The sequence below is a fragment of the Brevundimonas sp. DS20 genome (assembly GCF_001310255.1).
Classification (GTDB): domain Bacteria; phylum Pseudomonadota; class Alphaproteobacteria; order Caulobacterales; family Caulobacteraceae; genus Brevundimonas; species Brevundimonas aurantiaca.
In genome coordinates, this window is sequence record NZ_CP012897.1 from 2200167 (window position 1) to 2219519 (window position 19353).

At 69.2% G+C, this 19353-nt stretch carries 19 protein-coding genes; 12 read left to right on the plus strand and 7 right to left on the minus strand.

What is annotated here, in order from left to right:
- The first annotated feature begins 33 nt into the window (after window positions 1-33).
- From JL11_RS10725 to arsH, 5 genes are read left to right on the plus strand one after another with little or no spacing between them, the layout of a single operon-like run.
- Complete coding sequence (locus JL11_RS10725) at window positions 34-369, plus strand: ArsR/SmtB family transcription factor (RefSeq protein WP_003169314.1); 336 nt, start codon at window positions 34-36, stop codon at window positions 367-369.
- 7 nt (window positions 370-376) lie between these two features.
- Entirely contained in the window at window positions 377-802 is a 426-nt protein-coding gene (gene arsC / locus JL11_RS10730) for an arsenate reductase (glutaredoxin) (protein ID WP_003169312.1), read from the plus strand.
- Window positions 799-1887, plus strand: coding sequence for an ACR3 family arsenite efflux transporter (arsB, locus tag JL11_RS10735; RefSeq protein ID WP_054765657.1), 1089 nt, complete (start codon window positions 799-801; stop codon window positions 1885-1887). Before arsC ends, arsB begins: the two co-directional genes overlap by 4 nt.
- Window positions 1887-2306 (plus strand): GNAT family N-acetyltransferase, encoded by a 420-nt coding sequence (locus JL11_RS10740; protein WP_003169309.1) that lies wholly within the window; start codon window positions 1887-1889, stop codon window positions 2304-2306. The genes arsB and JL11_RS10740 overlap by 1 nt, the downstream gene beginning before the upstream one ends.
- Window positions 2303-3058, plus strand: a complete 756-nt coding sequence (gene arsH / locus JL11_RS10745; RefSeq protein WP_003169308.1) for an arsenical resistance protein ArsH — start codon at window positions 2303-2305, stop codon at window positions 3056-3058. The genes JL11_RS10740 and arsH overlap by 4 nt, the downstream gene beginning before the upstream one ends.
- A gap of 186 nt (window positions 3059-3244) precedes the next feature.
- Here the strand turns inward: arsH and JL11_RS10750 are convergent, their stop codons facing one another.
- From JL11_RS10750 to lspA, 7 genes are all read right to left on the minus strand, one after another.
- Window positions 3245-4354 carry a Fic family protein gene (locus tag JL11_RS10750; protein WP_003169307.1) on the minus strand — a complete coding sequence of 370 codons (1110 nt, stop codon included), beginning with the start codon at window positions 4352-4354 and terminating at the stop codon, window positions 3245-3247.
- A gap of 228 nt (window positions 4355-4582) precedes the next feature.
- Window positions 4583-6514: a cytochrome c/FTR1 family iron permease gene (locus tag JL11_RS10755; RefSeq protein ID WP_003169303.1), complete on the minus strand. Its 1932-nt coding sequence runs from the start codon at window positions 6512-6514 to the stop codon at window positions 4583-4585.
- A gap of 163 nt (window positions 6515-6677) precedes the next feature.
- Window positions 6678-8078 carry a dihydrolipoyl dehydrogenase gene (lpdA, locus tag JL11_RS10760; RefSeq protein WP_197273300.1) on the minus strand — a complete coding sequence of 467 codons (1401 nt, stop codon included), beginning with the start codon at window positions 8076-8078 and terminating at the stop codon, window positions 6678-6680.
- Between the two features lie 72 nt (window positions 8079-8150).
- On the minus strand, window positions 8151-9206 hold the full coding sequence (locus JL11_RS10765; RefSeq protein WP_231681268.1) for a cytochrome P450: 1056 nt from the start codon (window positions 9204-9206) through the stop codon (window positions 8151-8153).
- Between the two features lie 367 nt (window positions 9207-9573).
- Window positions 9574-10008, minus strand: coding sequence for a MerR family transcriptional regulator (locus tag JL11_RS10770; RefSeq protein ID WP_054765660.1), 435 nt, complete (start codon window positions 10006-10008; stop codon window positions 9574-9576).
- Window positions 10009-10062: 54 nt separating this feature from the next.
- Window positions 10063-10605, minus strand: a complete 543-nt coding sequence (locus JL11_RS10775) for an MAPEG family protein (protein ID WP_054765661.1) — start codon at window positions 10603-10605, stop codon at window positions 10063-10065.
- On the minus strand, window positions 10602-11126 hold the full coding sequence (gene lspA, locus JL11_RS10780; RefSeq protein WP_082382684.1) for a signal peptidase II: 525 nt from the start codon (window positions 11124-11126) through the stop codon (window positions 10602-10604). Before lspA ends, JL11_RS10775 begins: the two co-directional genes overlap by 4 nt.
- A 157-nt stretch (window positions 11127-11283) precedes the next feature.
- Between lspA and JL11_RS10785 the strand changes: the two genes are divergently transcribed.
- The 7 genes from JL11_RS10785 (at window position 11284) to JL11_RS10815 (ending at window position 19305) form a co-directional block, all read left to right on the plus strand.
- Window positions 11284-11934 carry a cation transporter gene (locus JL11_RS10785; protein ID WP_054765662.1) on the plus strand — a complete coding sequence of 217 codons (651 nt, stop codon included), beginning with the start codon at window positions 11284-11286 and terminating at the stop codon, window positions 11932-11934.
- Window positions 11931-12581, plus strand: a complete 651-nt coding sequence (locus tag JL11_RS10790) for a class I SAM-dependent methyltransferase (protein ID WP_054765663.1) — start codon at window positions 11931-11933, stop codon at window positions 12579-12581. Before JL11_RS10785 ends, JL11_RS10790 begins: the two co-directional genes overlap by 4 nt.
- Before the next feature lie 68 nt (window positions 12582-12649).
- Complete coding sequence (locus JL11_RS10795) at window positions 12650-12979, plus strand: hypothetical protein (protein WP_066624846.1); 330 nt, start codon at window positions 12650-12652, stop codon at window positions 12977-12979.
- 53 nt (window positions 12980-13032) lie between these two features.
- Window positions 13033-14289 carry a TolC family protein gene (locus tag JL11_RS10800; protein ID WP_054765665.1) on the plus strand — a complete coding sequence of 419 codons (1257 nt, stop codon included), beginning with the start codon at window positions 13033-13035 and terminating at the stop codon, window positions 14287-14289.
- Window positions 14289-15476 carry an efflux RND transporter periplasmic adaptor subunit gene (locus JL11_RS10805; protein WP_054765666.1) on the plus strand — a complete coding sequence of 396 codons (1188 nt, stop codon included), beginning with the start codon at window positions 14289-14291 and terminating at the stop codon, window positions 15474-15476. Before JL11_RS10800 ends, JL11_RS10805 begins: the two co-directional genes overlap by 1 nt.
- Before the next feature lie 8 nt (window positions 15477-15484).
- Window positions 15485-18706 (plus strand): efflux RND transporter permease subunit, encoded by a 3222-nt coding sequence (locus JL11_RS10810; protein ID WP_054765667.1) that lies wholly within the window; start codon window positions 15485-15487, stop codon window positions 18704-18706.
- Window positions 18706-19305: a cation transporter gene (locus JL11_RS10815; RefSeq protein WP_054765668.1), complete on the plus strand. Its 600-nt coding sequence runs from the start codon at window positions 18706-18708 to the stop codon at window positions 19303-19305. Before JL11_RS10810 ends, JL11_RS10815 begins: the two co-directional genes overlap by 1 nt.
- Window positions 19306-19353: the final 48 nt, after the last annotated feature.

Genomic DNA, 19353 nt, shown 5'->3' on the forward strand with positions numbered 1-19353 from the left:
TGCACATTTCTATAGTTCGACTAGTTCGGAAATATGGAAACCGCAGCCTCGATTCTTGCTCTCGCCGCCCTGGCGCAGTCGACGCGGCTGGAGGCGTTCCGACTTCTCGTGCGGCACGAACCGGCCGGTCTGCCGGCCGGTGACATCTCCAACCATCTGGCGATCCCGGCCAATACCCTGTCGTCGCATCTGGGGGTGCTGTCCCGAGCGGGACTTATCAAATCGGAGCGTCGCAGCCGGTCGATCATCTACCGGGCCGATCTGGACCGGCTGCGCGACCTGGTCCTGTTCCTGCTCAAGGACTGCTGCGGCGGCCGGGCGGAGCTATGCGAGCCTCTGCTGGCCGAACTGACCCCCTGCTGCGCCTGAGGATCCCGTGGACGTCATCATCTATCACAACCCGGCCTGCGGGACGTCGCGCAACGCTCTGGAGCTCATTCGCCACGTCGGCATCGAGCCGCACGTCATCGAGTATCTGAGGTCGCCGCCATCGCGCGTCATGATCGCCTGGCTGGCCGAACGAACCGGCAAGCCGCTGCGCGACCTGTTGCGCGACAAGGGCACGCCCTTCGCCGACCTGGGCCTCGGGGACCCGGGCCTGACAGACGATCAGTTGCTCGATGCGATCGAGGCCCATCCGATCCTGCTCAATCGCCCGATCGTCGTCAGTCCTCTCGGCGTCGGCCTGTGCCGACCGTCCGAGGCCGTTCTGGACCTCCTGCCCGCCGATGATCTCAAGCGGTTCACCAAGGAGGACGGCGAGGTCGTCATCGAGGCGGCTGGCCTTCGGGTGGCGCGATGATCGATACGCCGGTCACCGACGCGGCCCCGCCGCGCCGCCTGTCCTTTCTCGACCGCTGGCTGACGGGATGGATCTTCGCCGCCATGGCTTTGGGCGTCGCACTGGGGACTCTGGTTCCCGGCCTGCCCGCCTGGGTCGACGGCCTCTCGGTCGGGACCACCAACATTCCGATCGCCATCGGCCTGATCCTGATGATGTATCCTCCGCTGGCCAGGGTCCGGTACGAGGAACTGCCGCGCGTCTTCGCCGACAAGCGGGTGCTGGCCCTGTCCCTGTTCCAGAACTGGGTGCTGGGCCCTGTGCTGATGTTCGCCCTTGCGGTCATCTTCCTGCGCGACCAGCCGGAATACATGACCGGCGTGATCCTGATCGGGCTGGCGCGCTGCATCGCCATGGTGCTGGTCTGGAACCAACTGGCGCGGGGCGACGACCAGTATGTCGCCGGTCTCGTCGCGTTCAACTCGATCTTCCAGATCCTGTTCTTCAGCCTCTACGCCTGGGTCTTCCTCACCGTCCTGCCGCCCCTGTTCGGCCTGCAGGGCAGCGTGGTGGACGTCAGCGTCTGGACCATCGCCGGTGCCGTTCTCGTCTACCTCGGTCTTCCCTTCCTGGCCGGCTTCCTGACCCGGCGCAGCCTGATCGCCCGCCGCGGGGCCGACTGGTACGAGCGGCGCTTCCTGCCGCGCATCGGACCGATCACCCTGATCGCCCTGCTGTTCACCATCGTGGTCATGTTCAGCCTGAAGGGCGGCGAGGTGGTGGCCCTGCCGCTGGACGCCCTGCGCATCGCCATTCCCCTGACCATCTACTTCCTCGTCATGTTCGTGGTCAGCTTCCTCATGGGCAAGCTGATCGATGCCGACTACCCGCGCACGACCGCCCTGGCCTTCACCGCCGCCTCGAACAATTTCGAGCTGGCCATCGCGGTGGCCATCGCGGCCTTCGGGCTGACCTCGCCGGTCGCCTTCGCTGCGGTCATCGGTCCGCTGGTCGAGGTGCCGGTGCTGATCCTTCTGGTCTCGGTCGCGCTGTGGATGGGCCGACGCTGGTTTCCGGACACGGCCCCGCCGGCGGACGCCGCCTGATGGTCGTGCTGCATCTCCTGGACGCGGATGACGCCGGCCTGATCGCGGCCCTGCAGGGCGAGGGCCTGCCGGAGCCCGGGGCCGGCCGCTACTTCCGAGCCGACGACGACAGCGCCCTGGCCGGCTACGTCGGCCTGGAAGGAGAGGGGCGGGACCTGCTGCTGCGCTCCCTGGTCGTACTCGCTGGCCTGAATTCGCGGGGGCTCGGGAGCCGGATCCTGAGCGCCGCCGAGGCCGCGGCGAGCGAGCTGGGCGGAGAACGGCTCCACCTGCTCACCACGACGGCCGAGCCCTTCTTCGCCCGGCGCGGCTTCGCCGCCGCAGATCGGGCGGCCGCGCCCGCCGCGATCCGGCGAACCCGCGAGTTCGCAGACATCTGCCCGGCCTCGGCCGCCTATCTGACCAAGGATCTCGGATGATCTTCGCCCGCCTGCGGCCGCTGCCGGATCCCGATCATCTGCCGGCCCTGGACGCGGCCTATCTGTCGAGCAACCCGGCCGCCGGCCTGGGTCCGCACGACCACCCGCCACGCATCCTTCTCCTGTACGGGTCGCTGCGCGAGCGCTCCTATTCGCGGCTCTGCGTCGAGGAAGCGGCCCGCTTGCTGCAGCGCATGGGATGCGAGACCCGCATCTTCGACCCCTCCGACCTGCCTCTGCCGGGCTCGCCCGGCGACGACGACCATCCGGCGGTGCGCGAGCTGCGCGAGCACGCCCTGTGGTCGGAGGGCATGGTCTGGTGCAGTCCGGAACGGCACGGCCAGGTCTCCGGACTGATGAAGCTGCAGATCGATCACCTGCCATTGAGTTTGGGCGGCATGCGCCCGACCCAGGGCCGCACGCTCGCGGTGATGCAGGTGTCGGGCGGTTCCCAGAGCTTCAACGCCGTCAACACCCTGCGCCTTCTGGGCCGCTGGATGCGGATGATCACCATTCCCAACCAGTCGAGCGTGGCCAAGGCCTTTCAGGAGTTCGACGAGGCCGGCCGGATGAAGCCTTCGGCCTACTATGAGCGCATCGTCGATGTGATGGAGGAGCTGGTGCGCTTCACTGTCCTCACTCGACCGCACGCCACCCAGCTCGTGGACCGCTACTCCGAGCGCAAGGCGGCCGGCAGTCCGGTCGAGGCCGCAGCGGATCTCTCCGCCATCGCCATCGCGCGTCAGGCGTGAGGCCGCGTCGGCGGCGCCTTGCGGCGTCGCGCGCCTGGCAAAGGTGGTAATTCGCCACTTCTGGCGAATTAGGCGGGTTGTTGGCGGTAACTCGCCAGATGTGGCGAATTGCGATCCTCCCTGTTGAGGCTCGGGTCTTGAGCGACCGACCTGGCGAAGTGCCGTGCCGGCGTCGTGCGGTCCCGCCTATCCTCGATCGACCAGCGAATAGCTTGTGCTGCGCCCGCCGCCTTCATCCTTCACGAGGATGCCCCGCCCCACCAGATCGTTGATGTCGCGCAGGGCCGTGTCGGGCGAGGACCTCGTCAGCGCCGCCCATTTGGTCGAGGTGAGCTTGCCTTCGAAGCCGTCGAGCAGCCGGTTGATGACCGTGCTCTGGCGCTCGCTCAACGTCTGACCTGCTAGCGCCTCCCAGAAGCGCGCCTTGCGCATGACATGCGTCAGGGTGGTTTCCGCGCCATCGAACGCGCGATCGAGGCAGCCGAGGAACCAGTCCAGCCAGAGGGACACGTCCAGCGCGCCTTTCTGGGTCGCCTCCAGGGTGGCGTAGTAGTCCTTGCGCTCCAGCCTGATCTGGGCGGACATGCTGTAGAAGCGTTGAGCGCTTTTCTCGGAGCGGGCGAGCGCCATGTCGGCGATCGCCCGCGCGATCCGGCCGTTCCCGTCGTCGAACGGGTGGATGGTCACGAACCACAGGTGGGCGATCGCGGCCTTGAGGACCGGATCCGTCCGCGGCTCGTCATTGAACCAGTCGAGGAACGCCCGCATCTCGTCCTGCAGACGGTCGGCAAGGGGCGCTTCATAGTGCACGCGCTCTCGTCCGAAGGGGCCCGAGACGACCTGCATCGGGCCGGAGCTCTCGTTGCGCCAGGCGCCGACGACGATCCTCGTCATGCCGCTGCGCCCGGTCGGAAACAGGGCGGCGTGCCAGGCGAACAGCCGTTCCTCGGTGAGCGGAGACGCAAAGTTCTGGGTCGCGTCGAGCATCATTTCGACGACGCCTTCGACGTTGCGATCCGCGTCGGCGAGGGCCCCGATATCCATGCCGAGGCGGCGGGCGATGGAGGATCGCACCTGATCCTTGTCGAGCAGCTCGCCTTCGATTTCGCTGGATTTCAGGACATCTTCGGTAAGGGTCTCGAGGACGGCTTCAGCGCGGAGGTCGAAGCCGAGCGTGTGCATCCGGCCAAGCAGAAGGCCCTGGCGATGACGGACGGCTGCGAGGCGATCGGCAAGCGCGTCAGCGCGCCAGTCCAGACGCGGCCAGCCTTCGATCTCATGGATGTATTGCGCCATTCCCCGCACTCCTTGCGGAGAATATGGGCGCTATTCGCCGCAAGAGCAAGGTTATTCTCCGCGCGAAGTGCGGAGAATAGGGCGCCTAATCTCCGCACCAAGGGTGGTCTCCGCACGCTATCGGCTGCGGCCCCGCACCTTGGGTATCCGCGGACTGCGCGGCTATCGGCGCCCAAGCAGCTCCGAAACCCTGCCAACGGGTCGCAGTTGAGGGCCTCAGACGCCCGCTCAAGAGGCTGGGCGCGCGCCTTTCGGCGCCGCATGCCGGGAGAAGCCGACCACGAGGATAGCGATCGTCAGAAGCTGAACGGCGACGCCTTCGACCGTCGGATAAAGACCGAGGATCTCGATGCGGGGGATCCACGCCAGCGGATGGACATCGAGCCAGCCCGCCTCCTGCAGCGCCGCCACCCCCTTGCCGACGAGGACGACCGACAGGATGGCCATCAGGATCGAGCTCAGGGAGAAGAACCGGCCGATCGGGAGGCGCTTGCTGTAGGCCAGCAAGGCCCAGGCCACCACGGCCAGGATCGCCACCGCCGTAAGGGCGCCGGCCAGCATGCCGAGATGGCCGCCCTGGCTCCAGATCGCCGCATAGAACAGGATGGTCTCGAACACCTCGCGGTAGACCACCACGAAGGCCAGCAGGAACAGGAACCAGGCCGACCGTTTCGACAGGGCGTGAGAGAGCTTGTCGCGGATATAGGTCTGCCAGGCGTCGGCGTGCGACTTGCCGTGCATCCAGATGCCGACCGAGACGAGCACGACGGCCGCCAGAAGCGAGCCGAACCCTTCGGTCAGCTCCCGGCTGGCGCCGCTGATGGAGATGAAGAAGGTCGCGGCCGCCCAGGTGGCGCCGCCGGCGACCAGCGCGGCCACCCAGCCGCCGTGGACGTAGCGCAGCACCTCGGGACGTTCGGCCTTCCTGAGGAAGGCGATCATCGCCACCACGATGAGGATGGCTTCCAGACCTTCGCGCAGCAGGATGGTGAAGGCGCCGAGGAAGCTGGCGAGATTGTCCGCCTCCTGGGGCGCGAGTGCGCGTTCGGCCGTGTCCAGCAGGGCGTTCGCGCGGGCGACCCGGTCCGCGACCTCCTGGGCCGGCGCGCCCCTGCTGATCGAGACGCGCAGGTCGGTCATGGCCGTCTCGACCCGCCGCAGCAAGGCGCCGTCGCGGGCGCCCAGCGCCGGCTCCATCGGTTCGACGCCGTCGAGATAGGCCGACAGGGCCAGGTCGGTCGCGGCCCTGCGATCGCCCCGGCGATAGGCGGCCTCGCTTTCGGCCAGTCGCGTCCGGGCCAGGGACAGGGTCGATCCCTCGGCGCGGACCGTCGCCTCCGGGTGGCGGCGCAGGTAGGCCGTGACCGCCCGTGCCTTCGTCTCGCCGATCCTTGTCGCCAGCTCGGCCGGCGTCGCCTGGGTGAGGGCGGCCAGGTCCGGGAAGACGGCGCGGATCGCCGGGTCGCTCTCCCAGAGGCGTCGACCTTCGGCGGCTTCGGCGTCGGTGAAGGCGAACCGGCCCACGTAGAAGGCCAGGGCCCAGCGGTCCTCGGCCGGCAGATGGGCGAAGCTGGCCATCGCCGTGCCCTCCAGCCCCTGATCGATGACCTGGTAGAGGCCGAACACGCTGCGCTGACGGGCGCGCTCCACATCCGCGAAGGCGATCGCGGGCGGATCAAGCCCCTCGGCGCCCGGGCCGTCGGCGCGTCCGGTCACGCCATGGCAGACCGAGCATTGCTCGGCATAGAGCGTCGCGCCGCGGGCCAGATCAGGCGGGAACGAAGGCGCCAGCGGGCTCGGATAGGCCGTCAGCACCGCGCCGGCGAGCGCCTTGGCCCGGTCGCCAACGACGCGCGGATCCGCCTTGTCCCTGATGGCCGCCTGCAGGGCCTCGGCGTCGCGGACCAGACCGGCCTTGGCCGGATTCGGCGGCAGGGCGTCCAGGCGGGTCCGGATCTGGCCGCCGAACTCGATCATCTCCCCGTATTCGGCCGGATTGGTCACCTGACCGTCGGCCACCGCGCCGGCGTAGTCGACCGCTACATAGTCGAGCAGCCGCCAGGCGACCTGGGCCTCGGAGGCGGACGGCGTCTGGGCCAGGGCGGGCGCGGCCAGCCCCAGGGCGAACAGCAGGGCAAGCAGACGGAGCAGAGGACGCATGGTCAATCCAGATGTGAACGGCTCGCATTAGCATTCAGGCGGCGACGCTGTCGCGCTTTATTCGCGACGCGGCCGGGCTCGTAGGCGGCTACGGGTCCTCTACGCCCGCCGGGACGCCTCGGCGCCGCGCGGCCAGCCCGGGCAGCCACGCGACGGGCGGTCGTTACAGGTGGATCGTGCGGTCGGCCACAGCCAGGCATGCCTCGCGCAAGGCTTCCGGAAGCGTCGGATGCGCATGGCTCGTCCGCGCCACGTCTTCGGCCGCCGCGCCGAATTGCATGACGGCGACCGCTTCATGGATCAGGCTGCCCGCGTCCGGCCCCAGGATGTGCACGCCGAGAATCCTGTCCGTGCCGGCGTCCGCCAACACCTTGACCAGCCCGTTCTTCTCCAACCGCGCCTTGGCCATGGCGTTTGCCGAGAACGGAAAGCGCCCGACGCGATAGGCCACGCCGGCCGCCTTGAGGTCGTCCTCGGTGCGCCCGACTGAGGCCAGTTCCGGCCAGGTGTAGACGACGGCCGGGATCGTTCCGTAGTCGACATGGCCCGCGGCGCCGGCAAGGCGCTCGGCAAGGGCGATCCCTTCTTCCTCCGCCTTGTGGGCCAGCATGGCGCCGCCGATGACATCGCCGATGGCGTAGACCCCTTCGGCGCTGGTTCGAAAGCCGTCGTCGACCGGAATATAGCCCCTTGGGTCCGGCTTGATGCCGACCGTCTCCAGATCGAGTCCGTCGGTGGCGGGACGTCGGCCAATGGACACGAGCACGACATCGGCCTTGATGGTTCCTCGCGCGCCGTCTCCCATGGGCTCGACCTCAAGGACGACGTCGTCCGCCTCCATTCGCGATCCGACCACCTTGTGCGCCAGGCAGAATTGGAAGCCCTGGGCCTCGAGCACCTTGTGCAGCGCCGTCGACATCTCTGAATCAACGCCGGACGCGATCCGGTCGAGCACCTCGACGACGGTGACCTCGCTGCCGAGACGGCGCCAGACGGAGCCCAGCTCCAGTCCGACATAGCCGCCGCCGATCACCGCCAGATGGCGCGGCGCCGCCGTCAGGCTGAGGGCGCCCGCCGAGGTGACGATCCGCTGCTCGTCGATGGGCAGGTCCGGCAACGTCGCCGCTTTCGATCCGCTGGCGAGCACGATCGCCTTGCGGACCTGCACCTCGAAGCTGCCGTCCGGGGCGCTCACTTCCACACGGTCGCGCGACAGCAGCCGGCCGCGGCCCTGCAGGCGGGTGACCTTGTTCTTGCGCAGGAGGTAGGCGACCCCTTCACCAAGCTCCGTCACGACCCTGGCCTTGTGCCGCATGACGCCTGCAAGGTCGGCCCGCACATTGTCGACCAGGACGCCGAAAGCCTCGAGATTGCGGGCCATCTCCAGCCGCTCTGTGGCCTGCAGCAGCGCCTTTGACGGAATGCACCCGATGTTCAGGCAGGTTCCACCGAGGAGTTCCCGGTCGTCGATAACCGCCACCGACATGCCGAGCTGGCTCGCCCGGATGGCGCAGGGGTACCCGCCCGGCCCGCCGCCGATTATCACCAGGTCATAGGATGTCATCGAAGCCATCGCGTCAGCCTTCGCTGTAAGTGAAAGAGGGACGAAGGCGCCGGCCACCCGCATGAGCAAACATCAGGCGCCGCCCTCACGCGGGGAAGTCCGACGCGTCATCATTCGGAACCCGCTCCTGGGGAGGGCCGGAAGGCGGCGGAAGTCGATCTCCAGATCCTGAGCCGGCAGCCGGTAGTTCAGGCCGGCGAGCAAGCCGAGGGCCCGCTCCATCAATTCGACGACGATGCTTTCGCCGGGACAACGGTGACCGGTCAGGGCGTTCCCGCCGCCTTGGGGAATCAGGCCGAACGCGTCCCCGGAGCCGTCGATGAAACGCTCTGGCCGGAATTCGTCGGGATCGGTCCAGACGGCAGGATCGTGATTGGAGCCATAGAGATCGAGGATCACCTGCCGACCCACCGGGAAGTCAAGGTTGCGCCAGCGAAACGGCGCGCGCACACGCCCGATCACCGCCGGGAAAAACGGATAAAGGCGTCGCACCTCCTGAACGAAGGCGCGGCGGCGGCCGGCGTCCGCGGTGGCCAGACGGGCCGCCGCGGGGTGCGCCTGCATCGCGTGCGCCACAAACACGATATAGACCGAGGTCGCCACGGTCGGCCTCAGCACATTGGCCAGTTCGACCGCCGCCGTCCGGGCCGCCAACGGTTCGCCATCATCCGCGCTCGCCCAGGCCCAGGCGTAGGCGGCGGTGTCTGGATCCGGCGCCAGTCGTCCGGCGCGAATGCCCTCGATGATCGAGGCCAGCCAGGCGTCGACGCGTCGCCGCGCGTACCTCGACCACAGGTGGCGAGGCCCCCGCGATCCTGCCGCGTCAAACAGCGCCCTGAGGTGACTGACCCGTTTCGCTTCGTCGTCGGGATTCAGCGGCACCCCCGCCCAGCGGCAGACGGCGCGGGTGAGCACCGGCTGCAGGGCGTCGTACAGCACGATCTCTTCCTGGCCAGCCCATTCAACGGCCGCGCGTCGCCATTCCGCCTCGAACAGGTCGCCCAGCCGCGCGATCCGTTCCGGCGACATAAGAGCCATGAACACGCGTTTGCGGGCGCGGTGCGCTTCGCCATCCAGGCCCTGGACGCCGCCTTCGCCGAGCAGTGTGCGTCGGACAGGCGCCGGCATGGCGCCCGCGCGCGAGATGCGGGTCTCGTCGTAGAAGACCTGGGCCGCTTCGCGCCCTCTCAGACAGGCCGTCTCCTTCAGCGCCAGACGGGTCTCGATTGCGTCCGCGCCGGCCTGCTCGAACAGGCGGGAGATGCGCCTGTACGGGTCCGTCAAAAGGGCGAACGTCTGATCGGCGTGTCGCTGTGTCGATCGATGCGCCATCGAAGTCCTCCATGGACGAAGGGAGCGCGACGAGGGCCGCGGGATTACTCAAAACGTCGCGGTGACCCAATGGCTCCTGCATCATCCCGGGCCCGTTCTGACCTTCAGCGCCGACCTGCACGGCGAGGCCGAGGAGCGGTGCAAACCCGGGTCGGGTTCGTCTTCAAACCGGCGCCGAGGGATCGTGCAGGGCTTCGATCACCTTGCAGGCGGACACGCGGCCGCCGGCACATTCCGCCGTCATCCGCGAAAGCTCGCGTTGCAGGGCCCGGAGTCGGGCGATCTTATGCGTCACCTCCGCCAGATGACGTTCGGCGAGGATGCTGGCTTCGGCGCAGGGCCGATCAGGGTGATCGGACAGATCCAGCAGGGAGCGGATCGAGTCCAGATCGAAGCCCAATTGCCGTGCATGCCGAATGAACGACAGGCGGCGTTCCGCCGCGTCGTCATACATCCGCCGGTCGCTGGCGGTGCGCGGGGCGGCGGGAAGCAGGCCGATCTCCTCGTAGAAGCGGATGGTCGGGACCTTGACGCCGGTGGCCGCGGCGAGCTTGCCGATAGGGCGCAGGCCGGACGAGGCCGGGGAGGGCAGGGTCATCGCATCATCTCGCAGCAGCGGGCTGAAGGGCGGCAGGCGCAGGACGGAAAAGGATCATCGGCCCAGCCCCATGAGGACGATGGCGGCGCCGAAGGCGGCGATCGTGGAAGCGCCGGTAAGGGCCATGCCGAAGGCCCTGGCCGCCGCGCCCCGGGCATAACCGTGGGCGAACAACACGCGGCCGATCAGATAGAGGGCGACCAGCACCGGCAGCACGACCATCTCCTCGCCGCGCAGCACGGTGGCGAGCACCAGGTGGGCGCCCACCGCCAGGACCGTCTGCTCCAGGGTGTTCTGAAGCACGGCGGCAGGCACGGCGAGCCTCGAGCTGGGCGCCGCATAGGCGGAACCCGGCCGGTCGGCGTCGGACCGGAACCGGATGCTCGCCACGGCCCTCAAACAACCGGCGAGCCACAGGAAAACGAGGAGGTCCGCCTTCAGGGCGTAGGCCAGCCGATCAGCTGTCGCCATGTCCGGCGCGGCGCCCAGGAGACGTGGCGAAAGCCATAGCCAAGCTGACGCCACCGCCGCAGCGGTGATGAGAATCGCCAACCCCGAACGGACGGCGATCGCCTTCTGTTCGGCGGAAAAGGTCATCGCGCCGCCCGTCCCAGGGTCGACGTCGCCGGGCGGCCGTCCGAGCCCCGGACGGTCAGGAGGAGCAGCGCCACGCCGCAAACAATGGCCGCATCGGCGAGGTTGAAGGTCGGCCAGTGCGCGTCGCCCCAATGAAGATCGATGAAATCCGTCACCGCGCCGGAGCGCAGACGATCGAGCAGGTTCCCGAGCGCTCCACCGGCGATGAGGCTCGCCGCGACCGCCGTGACGGCGCTTCGCGTACGCCAGATCCAGGTCAGCAGGACGCCGATGATCAGGAATGCCACGGCGCTCAGGGCCCATCGTCCCACCGCGCCCGAGTCTGCGAACAGGCCAAAGGTGACGCCGGGATTGAATCCCAAACGCAGCGCGAGGAACGGCGTGAGGTCCACCGGGCTCTCGAGTCGGGCGCGAGCCGCGGCCTTGGCGGCCTGATCCAGAGCGGCGATCAGCATGAAGAACGAGAAGGCGATCGCCCGCATGCGGCTGGGACCGCGTCGCGACGGGTGCATCGTGATCATGAGGCCTCCTGTGGATTTCGTCCGATTGTGCGTCCTCTAGCTACTAGAGGATCAAGTCGGTTCCGCCAAACCGCGTCTTTTTGGGCGAGGCATCCATTTTTGTTCTTGATCCTCGAGCGACTGGAGGATGCATTCTCGTGGTGAAAGGCGGACTTCGATGACTGACTCCCTCTCGTCCCCCGAACCGGCGGCCGCCGGCTGCGGCTGCGGCGCGGCCGTCAAGTTCGACGGCGCCACGCCGGCCTATCGCCGCATCCTGATGGCGGTGATCGCTATCAACGGCGCCGCCTTCCTGGCCATCGCCGGCGGCGCGGCCCTGCAGGGCTCGGCCTCGCTGGGTGCCAACGCCCTCGACTTCCTGGCCGACGCCGCCACCTACGGCATCAGCCTGGCCGTGATCGGGCGCTCGGTCGCCGTGAGATCCGGGGCCGCCATCATCAAGGGCGCCAGCCTCGCGGCGCTGGCGCTGTTCATCCTTGGCTACGCGATCTGGCGGGCGACCTCGGGGGCGCCCCCGGAAGGCGTCGTCATCACCGGCCTGGGCGCCCTGGGCTTTTTCGCCAACGCCCTGGCCGCGCTGCTGCTGGTCCGCCATCGCGAAGGCGACGCCAATGTCCGTTCGGTCTGGCTGTGCACGCGCAACGACCTGATCCAGAGCCTGGTGGTCGCGGCCACGGGCGTGGCCGTCTGGTTGACCGCCTCTCGCTGGCCCGACCTGATCGCCGGCGCGATCCTGGCGGTGGTCTTCCTGCAATCCGGCTGGTCGATCATTCGTCAGTCCCGCGAAGAACTGAAGGCCGCCGCGTGACCGCGAACTTCACCCCCGCGCTCGGCCATACAGCCCTGAGCGGGCTGTATGATCCGGCCATCGCGCTTTTGACCCGGGAACCGCTGTGGCGGAGCCGCCTTCTCGAACAGGTGGCTCCGTCCCCTGGCGAGACGATCATCGATCTTGGATGTGGAACCGGCTCATTCGCGATCGCCATGGCGAACCGGGCGCCGGACGCGCGCATCTTCGGCCTCGATCCCGACGGCGACATCCTCAGGCGGGCCGAGACGAAGACGGCCGCTGCAGGTCAGGCCGTCCGTTTCATCCAGGGGTTTTCGCGCGATGTGGCGGCGCTCCTGGGCGAGGACGCCGCCGACAAGGTGGTCTCCAGCTTGGTCTTCCATCAGCTGCCCATGGCCGAGAAGCGAGCGGGCCTCGCCGCGAGCCTGCGGGCGCTCAAGCCGGGCGGAACGCTGCATGTCGCGGACTACGGCCGCCAGTCGGGTGCGATGCGCGTGCTCTTCCGCCTGGTGCAGTCTCTGGACGGCTACGAAAACACCCAACCGAACGCCGACGGCGTTCTGCCTACGCTGATGGCCGAGGCCGGCTTCACACAGGTTCAAGTGCTCGATGTCATCCCGACCGCCACCGGATCCATCTCTCTGTATCGGGCGGTGCGACGATGAGGCGATTGATGTCGCGGCGCACCGTGTTATGGGACGGCATGGGGTTTCCCTCGACTAGGCATGGGTGGATGGCGGCGCTGCTCGCGTCGTTCCTGGCCCTGTTCGTCCTGGTTTCCGCAGCCGACGCCTTCGCCTGCGCACCCGAGACCGGAAGCTTGCAAGGCCTGGCCGCGTCGGACGTCGTCGCTGTGTCCGATACAGGTCACGGCGAACGCAAGGACGCAGCAGGTCAGGTCGCCTGCGCCCACGGCCATTGCCACCATTGCGGCATTACCGCGCCGCCGGCGATTGACGACATGAGGTCGATGGCCCTCGATCGCGCGCCCTTGGCGCCATCGCTCGATCAGGCGCCGGCCTCCCGGATGCCCGCCGGTCCCATGCGCCCGCCCAGAACCTGACGTGACCTCGCGTTCGCGCGCGCCCTTCACGTCAACCTTCCGGGACATGAGACATGCCATCCCCTATTCGCCGCTTGCCGCCTTTCGCGGTCGGCTGCGCTGTGGTCGCCCTGACGACCGCCTTGACCGGCCCGGCCTGGGCCGATCCCGCGCCATCCTTCCGGACCCTGCTTGAGCGCATAGGGGCCAGCCCCTCCGCGGCCGAGGCCGACGCCTTGCTCGAAGCGGCCGAGGCCCGGGTGCGCCAGGCGCGCGTGCGGCCCAACCCGACCGCCGCCCTCGAGGCGGAGAACGCCTTCGGCAGCGGTCCCTTTTCCGGCTACGACAACGCCGAGACCACGCTCTCGCTCACCCAGGACCTCGAACTGTGGGGCCGGCGCGGCGCCCGGGTCGAGGTGGCGCGGGCGGAGGCCGGAACGGCTTCGCTGCGTCGCGATCAGGCGGTCGTCGACGCCGCCGGACGGCTCGCACTCGCCTACGCCGAAGCGGAAGCCGCCGAGCGGCGCTTCGCCCTGGCCGAGGAGGCGCTCAGCCTGACCATCGCGGACGCCCGCGCCGCCCTGGTGCTCGTGGAGGAGGGACGCGAGCCCATGCTGCGCGGCATCCAGGCCGAGAGCGAGGCGGCGGCGGCCCGCGCGACCCGTGACGAGGCGCAGGCCGAGCGGGACGCGGCGTTCGCCCGCCTGACGGCTGTCGCGATGCTGCCCGCGCCGGTCACCTCGATCGTCGACAGCCTGCTGGACGACGCGCCGACCCGGACGGCCATCGAAGCCGCTCCCGGGGCGCCGGCCGTTCGCGTCGCCGAGGCCGAACGCGAAGCGGCCGAACGGCGGATCGCCGTCGAGCGAGTGCGCGCGCGGCCCGATGTCAGCGCCAGCGTCGGCGTTCGGCGTTACGAAGCCGAGGATGCGACAGCGCTGACCTTCGGCATCAGCATGCCGCTGCCCCTGTTCGACCGGAACCGCGGCAATATCGACGCGGCCCAGGCCGAGTTCCGCGCCGCGGACGCCCGCCTGGCCGGCGCGCGCCAGGAGGCCGAGGCCGACGGTCAGGCCGCGGTCGCCCGGCTGAACGCCTCGGTGAGCCGCGTCGCGGCCGCCGACGCCGGCGTGACCTCATCCGAGGAAGCCTATCGCCTGTCCCGGATCGGCTTCGAGGCCGGCCGCATCTCGCAACTGGAGCTGCGCGGAACCCGCGCCGCCCTCATCACCGCCCGCAACGCCGCCGTCGACGCCCGCCTGGCGCGCGTCCGCGCCGAAATCGATCTCGCGCGCCTGCAAGCGCGCGCACCCTTCGGAGGGGTCCAATAATGCGCAAGCCGCAATCCAACAGAACGCTGCTCATTGGCGGCGTCGCCGCCGTCGTCCTGCTCGGAGGCGGCGGGCTGTTCCTGGCTCTCAATCGCGACGCGCGGCCGGCCGCCGAGGGCGAGGCCGGTCACGCGGAAGAGGAGGGGCACGCGGAAGGCGAGGGCGCCGAGGCCCCCGAAGGCGTCGTGGCGCTCACGGCCGAACAGATCCGCGCCGCCGGCATCGCCGTGGTCGCCGTCGGCGCCGGCGGCGGGTCAGAGACCCGGCTGGCGGGACGCGTCGAGCCCATGGTCGATGCGCGCGCCGCCGTGGCCGCCTCGGTCGGCGGCCGGGTCGAGCGCGTGCTCGTCGCGCCGGGGCAGTCCGTGCGCGCCGGTCAGGCCCTCGCCACATTGGTCAGCGGCGACGCCGCGACCTTCCGCGCCGACGCCGACGCGGCGGTGGCGCAGGCCGAAGCCGCGCGCCAGGCCTATCACCGCGATCGCAACCTGGCCGACCAGGGCGTGGTGGCCCGGCAGGAGGTGGAGACCTCCCGAGCCCAGTCGCTCAGCGCCGAGGCGTCGGCGCGCGCCGCCCGCGCCAGGGCTTCGGCGGCCGGATCGCCAAACGCTTCGGGACGGCTGAGCGTGACCAGCCCGATTTCGGGCGTCGTCACCTCGGTGCAGGTCGGCCCCGGAGGCTTTGTCCCCCAGGGCGGCGTCGTCGCCGAGGTCACCAACCCCGCGCGGATTGAACTGGTCTTCAACGCGCCGCCGGCTCTGGCCGCCCAGGTCCGCGCCGGATCGCGCCTGAGGGCGACCGGGCCCAACGGGGAATTCGAAGCCGTCGTCACCGGCGTGGCGCCCGGCGCCGGCGCCGAGAGCGGCGCGACGATCATTCGCGCCCGGCCGGCGGGCGTGTCGCTGCCGCCGACGGGATCCGCCGTCACCGGCGCCATCGTTACGGGCGATGCCGTCCCCGGCGGCCTGACGGTCCCCAGCGAAGCCGTGCAGACCATCGAAGGCGCGACGGTCGTGTTCGTTCAGGTCCAGGGCGGCTTCCGGGCCGTCCCGGTGCTGGCCGGTCGTCAGGCGGGAGGGCGCACGGAGATCCTGCGCGGCCTCGACGAGGGTGAACGCATCGCCGCCGCCAACGCCTTTCTCTTGAAAGCCGAACTCGCCAAGGGCGAGGCCGGCGATGACGACTGAGGCGCGGCATGTTCAAATCCATCATTGAAGCCTCGGTGCGCTTCCGCTGGTTCGTTGTGTTGGCGACCGCGCTGGTCGCCGCGCTCGGTCTGTTCGAACTGACCAAGCTGCCGATCGACGCCGTTCCGGACATCACCAACCGGCAGGTCCAGATCACCACCGTCGCCCCGGCGCTCGCGCCGGAACAGATCGAGCGGCAGGTCACCTATCCGCTCGAGACGGCCATGGCCGGCATTCCCGGACTGACCAGCACTCGCTCGTTGAGCCGCAACGGCTTCAGCCAGATCACGGTCATCTTCACCGACCAGACGGACATCTATTTCGCGCGCCAGCAGGTGGCCGAACGCCTCGCCCAGGCGCGCGAAAGCATGCCCGAGGGCGTGGAGCCGGCATTGGCGCCGATCACCACCGGCCTCGGCGAGGTCCTGATGTGGACCGTGGACTATCTGCCGTTCAACAGCCGCAACCTCGCCCGGCCGGGACAACCCGGCTGGCAGCCAGGCGGCGTCTACCTGACCCCCGAGGGGGAGCGGTTGACCACGCCCGAGGCGCGCGCCACCTACCTGCGCACTGTTCAGGACTGGATCGTCGCGCCGCAGATGCGGACGACGCCCGGGCTCGCCGGCGTCGACACCATCGGCGGCTATGTGAAGGAATACGCCGTCCGCCCCGACGCCGCCCGCCTGTCAGCGTATGGGCTGGGGCTGGGCGACCTCGTCACGGCCCTGGAGCGGGCCAACACCCAGGCCGGAGCCGGCTACGTCCAGCGCGGCGGCGAGGCGCTGACCGTCCGGACCGACGCCCTGGCCTCCACCGTCGAGGATCTTGCCCAGGCCCCGGTCGTCAACCGGGGCGGCCTGGTGGTGCGCGTCGCCGATGTGGCGACGGTCGAGGTCGGGCAAGCTCCGCGGCTGGGCGGCGCGAGCCGCGATGGCCACGAGTCGGTGCTCGGCACGGCCTTGATGATCGCCGGCGGCAACAGCCGCACCGTGGCCCAGGCCGCCGGAGAGCGCCTCGAGGAGGTGCGCGAGACCCTGCCCCCCGGGATCGAGGCGGTGACCGTGCTCGACCGAAGCGCCCTGGTGAACTCCACCATCGGCACGGTGGCGCGCAATCTGACCGAAGGCGCCCTGCTCGTCATCGTCGTGCTGTTCCTGCTGCTGGGGAACCTGCGGGCGGCGAGCATCACCGCCCTGATGATCCCGATCAGCTTCCTGTTCGCCGTCATCGGCATGAACCGCTTCGGCATCAGCGGAAACCTGATGAGCCTCGGCGCCCTCGACTTCGGCCTGATGGTCGACGGGGCGGTGGTGGTGGTGGAGAATACCCTGCTGATGATGACCCGGCGGCGCGCGGAATTGGGCCGCATGCTCAGCCGTCACGAACGACTGGACGTCGCCATGGCCGCGGCCCGGCAGATGGTGAAGCCGGCCGCCTTCGGCCAGCTGATCATTCTGCTGGTCTTCACCCCCCTGCTGATGCTCGAGGGCGTGGAGGGTAAGACCTTCATTCCCATGGGGGCGACCGTCATGCTCGCCCTGGTCGGCGCCTTCATCTTCTCCTTCACCTTCGTCCCGGCCATGACTGCGCTGCTGGTACGCGACCCGAAAAGCGCCCACCTCGACGCCAACGACCGCGTGCAGGAGCACGAAACCCGCGTCCTGCGCTTCGCCCGCCGCTGGATCCAACCCGCGATCAGCGCCGCCGTAGACAAGCCCCGTGTCGTGCTCGCCTCGGCCCTGGGCGCCTTGGTCGTCGGCAGTCTGGCCTTCGCCACCCTCGGCCGGGAGTTCATTCCCACCCTCGATGAGGGCGATATCGCCATGCAGGCCCTGCGGGTGCCGTCCGCTTCGCTGGACCAGTCCTTGGCTATGCAGATGGCCCTCGAGCGGGTCGTCAAGGCCCAGCCCGAGGTGGAGACGGTGTTCTCGCGCACCGGCACGGCGGAGGCCGCCGTCGATCCCATGCCGCGTAACATCTCCGACAGCGTGATCATCCTCAAGGACCGAGGCGACTGGCCAGACCCGGGCCTCGAAAAGGAGGCGCTCATCGAGCGCATTGAGGAGGCGGTTAGTCAGCAGATCGGCAATAATTTCGAGTTCAGCCAGCCGATCGAACTGCGCTTCAACGAACTGATCTCCGGCGTCCGGACCGATTTGGCGGTGCTGGTCTACGGCGACGACTTCGACACCCTGCAGAGGGTCGGCGAGCAGGTGGCTCGCGCATTGGAGGAAACACCGGGTTCCGCCGACGTTCGAGTGGAACAGGCGTCGGGGTTGCCGACGCTGACGGTCAGCGTCGACCGCTTCGCGGCGGCCAACTACGGCCTGTCGGCGGCGGACGTCTCGGAGGCGGTCTCCACCGCCATCGGCGGAACAGAGGCTGGACGCATCTTCGAAGGGGATCGGCGCTTCGACGTTGTCGTCCGTCTGCCCGAGGCGACCCGCAACGATCCAACCAGCCTGGCCGCCCTGCCGATCGTCTCCTCGACCGGCGTGGTGGTGCCCCTGTCCTCGGTGGCGCGCATCCAGACCGCCGAGGGGCCCAACCAGATCAGCCGCGACAACGGCAGTCGGCGCATGGTGGTGCAGGCCAACGTCCGCGGCCGGGATCTCGGCGGTTTCGTCACGGATGCGCAGACGCGGGTGGAGCGGATCGATCTTCCGCCGGGCGTCCGGCTCGATTGGGGCGGTCAGTTCGAGAATCTCAAGCGCGCCGAACAGCGTCTGGGCCTCGTGGTTCCGATCGTATTCATCCTCATCGGGGTCCTGCTTTTCATGGCCCTCGGCTCATTCGCTGAAGCCGGTCTGGTGTTCGCCTGCGTCCCGCTCGCCTTGGTCGGCGGGGCCCTGGCGCTGCTCTTGCGCGGCATGCCCTTCTCCGTCTCGGCGGCGGTCGGCTTCATCGCCGTCTCGGGGGTGGCGACCCTGAATGGCCTGGTGCTGATGCAGGCCATCCGCGAGCGGCTGACGGCGGGCCTGGCGCCGCGTGAGGCCGCGATCGAAGGGGCGTCCAGCCGCCTGCGGGCGGTTCTGACCACCGCCCTGGTGGCCATCGTGGGCTTTATTCCCATGGCCATCGCCCACGGGGCCGGGGCCGAGGTCCAGAAACCATTGGCCACAGTGGTCATCGGGGGCCTTTTGACGGCGACTGCGTTGACACTGCTGGTGTTGCCCACCTTCGCCGCCAAGGCGGTGAAGCATCGCAAGGCGGAAGGGATCGAGGATTGATGAGCGAACGAGACGAGACGGAAGGCGTCCAGCGCCGCACCCTGCTGGTGGTGTTGATCCTCAACGCCGCCCTGTTTGTAGGGCTCGGGATCGGCGGCTTGCTCGCCGATTCCAGCGCTCTGCTGGCCAATGCCCTGGACAATGCGTCTGACTCCGCCGTCTACCTCATCAGCTTTCTGGCGGTGGGCCGCGCCCTGATCTGGAAGACCCGCGCCGCCCGGGCCTCCGGAATCCTGCTGCTGATCTTCGCTGCGGGCGTCCTGCTGGACGTGCTGAGACGAACGCTGATGGGGACGGAGCCCATAGGCTGGACGATGATGGGCATGGCGGTGGTCGCCGCCATCGTGAACCTGGTGTGCCTGGAACTGATCCGGCGCCAACGCAGCGAGGATGTGAACATGAAGGCCGCCGAGACCTTCAGCTTCAACGATTTCGCCTCCAACGGCGGCATCCTGATCGCGGGTGGCCTGGTCCTGTGGCTGGATCAGTCCTGGCCGGATCTGGTCGTGGGCCTAATCGTGGCCGGCATCGCCGTGAAGGGCGGCGTCGACATCCTCCGCGACTCCCGGGCCGAAACGAGAGCGGGGGAAGAAGCCTGAGTGACGACGGCGGCTACGCCCATGATCACACGGCCGGGGCCAAAGCCC

Coding starts and splice junctions, on each gene's coding strand:
- JL11_RS10725 (WP_003169314.1), top strand. CDS start 34: ATGGAAACCGCAGCCTCGATTCTTGCTCTCGCCGCCCTGGCGCAGTCG.
- arsB (WP_054765657.1), top strand. CDS start 799: ATGATCGATACGCCGGTCACCGACGCGGCCCCGCCGCGCCGCCTGTCC.
- JL11_RS10740 (WP_003169309.1), top strand. CDS start 1,887: ATGGTCGTGCTGCATCTCCTGGACGCGGATGACGCCGGCCTGATCGCG.
- arsH (WP_003169308.1), top strand. CDS start 2,303: ATGATCTTCGCCCGCCTGCGGCCGCTGCCGGATCCCGATCATCTGCCG.
- JL11_RS10750 (WP_003169307.1), bottom strand. CDS start 4,354: ATGGCGCAATACATCCATGAGATCGAAGGCTGGCCGCGTCTGGACTGG.
- JL11_RS10755 (WP_003169303.1), bottom strand. CDS start 6,514: ATGCGTCCTCTGCTCCGTCTGCTTGCCCTGCTGTTCGCCCTGGGGCTG.
- lpdA (WP_197273300.1), bottom strand. CDS start 8,078: ATGACATCCTATGACCTGGTGATAATCGGCGGCGGGCCGGGCGGGTAC.
- JL11_RS10765 (WP_231681268.1), bottom strand. CDS start 9,206: ATGCCGGCGCCTGTCCGACGCACACTGCTCGGCGAAGGCGGCGTCCAG.
- JL11_RS10770 (WP_054765660.1), bottom strand. CDS start 10,008: ATGACCCTGCCCTCCCCGGCCTCGTCCGGCCTGCGCCCTATCGGCAAG.
- JL11_RS10775 (WP_054765661.1), bottom strand. CDS start 10,605: ATGACCTTTTCCGCCGAACAGAAGGCGATCGCCGTCCGTTCGGGGTTG.
- lspA (WP_082382684.1), bottom strand. CDS start 11,126: ATGATCACGATGCACCCGTCGCGACGCGGTCCCAGCCGCATGCGGGCG.
- JL11_RS10785 (WP_054765662.1), top strand. CDS start 11,284: ATGACTGACTCCCTCTCGTCCCCCGAACCGGCGGCCGCCGGCTGCGGC.
- JL11_RS10795 (WP_066624846.1), top strand. CDS start 12,650: ATGGCGGCGCTGCTCGCGTCGTTCCTGGCCCTGTTCGTCCTGGTTTCC.
- JL11_RS10800 (WP_054765665.1), top strand. CDS start 13,033: ATGCCATCCCCTATTCGCCGCTTGCCGCCTTTCGCGGTCGGCTGCGCT.
- JL11_RS10805 (WP_054765666.1), top strand. CDS start 14,289: ATGCGCAAGCCGCAATCCAACAGAACGCTGCTCATTGGCGGCGTCGCC.
- JL11_RS10810 (WP_054765667.1), top strand. CDS start 15,485: ATGTTCAAATCCATCATTGAAGCCTCGGTGCGCTTCCGCTGGTTCGTT.
- JL11_RS10815 (WP_054765668.1), top strand. CDS start 18,706: ATGAGCGAACGAGACGAGACGGAAGGCGTCCAGCGCCGCACCCTGCTG.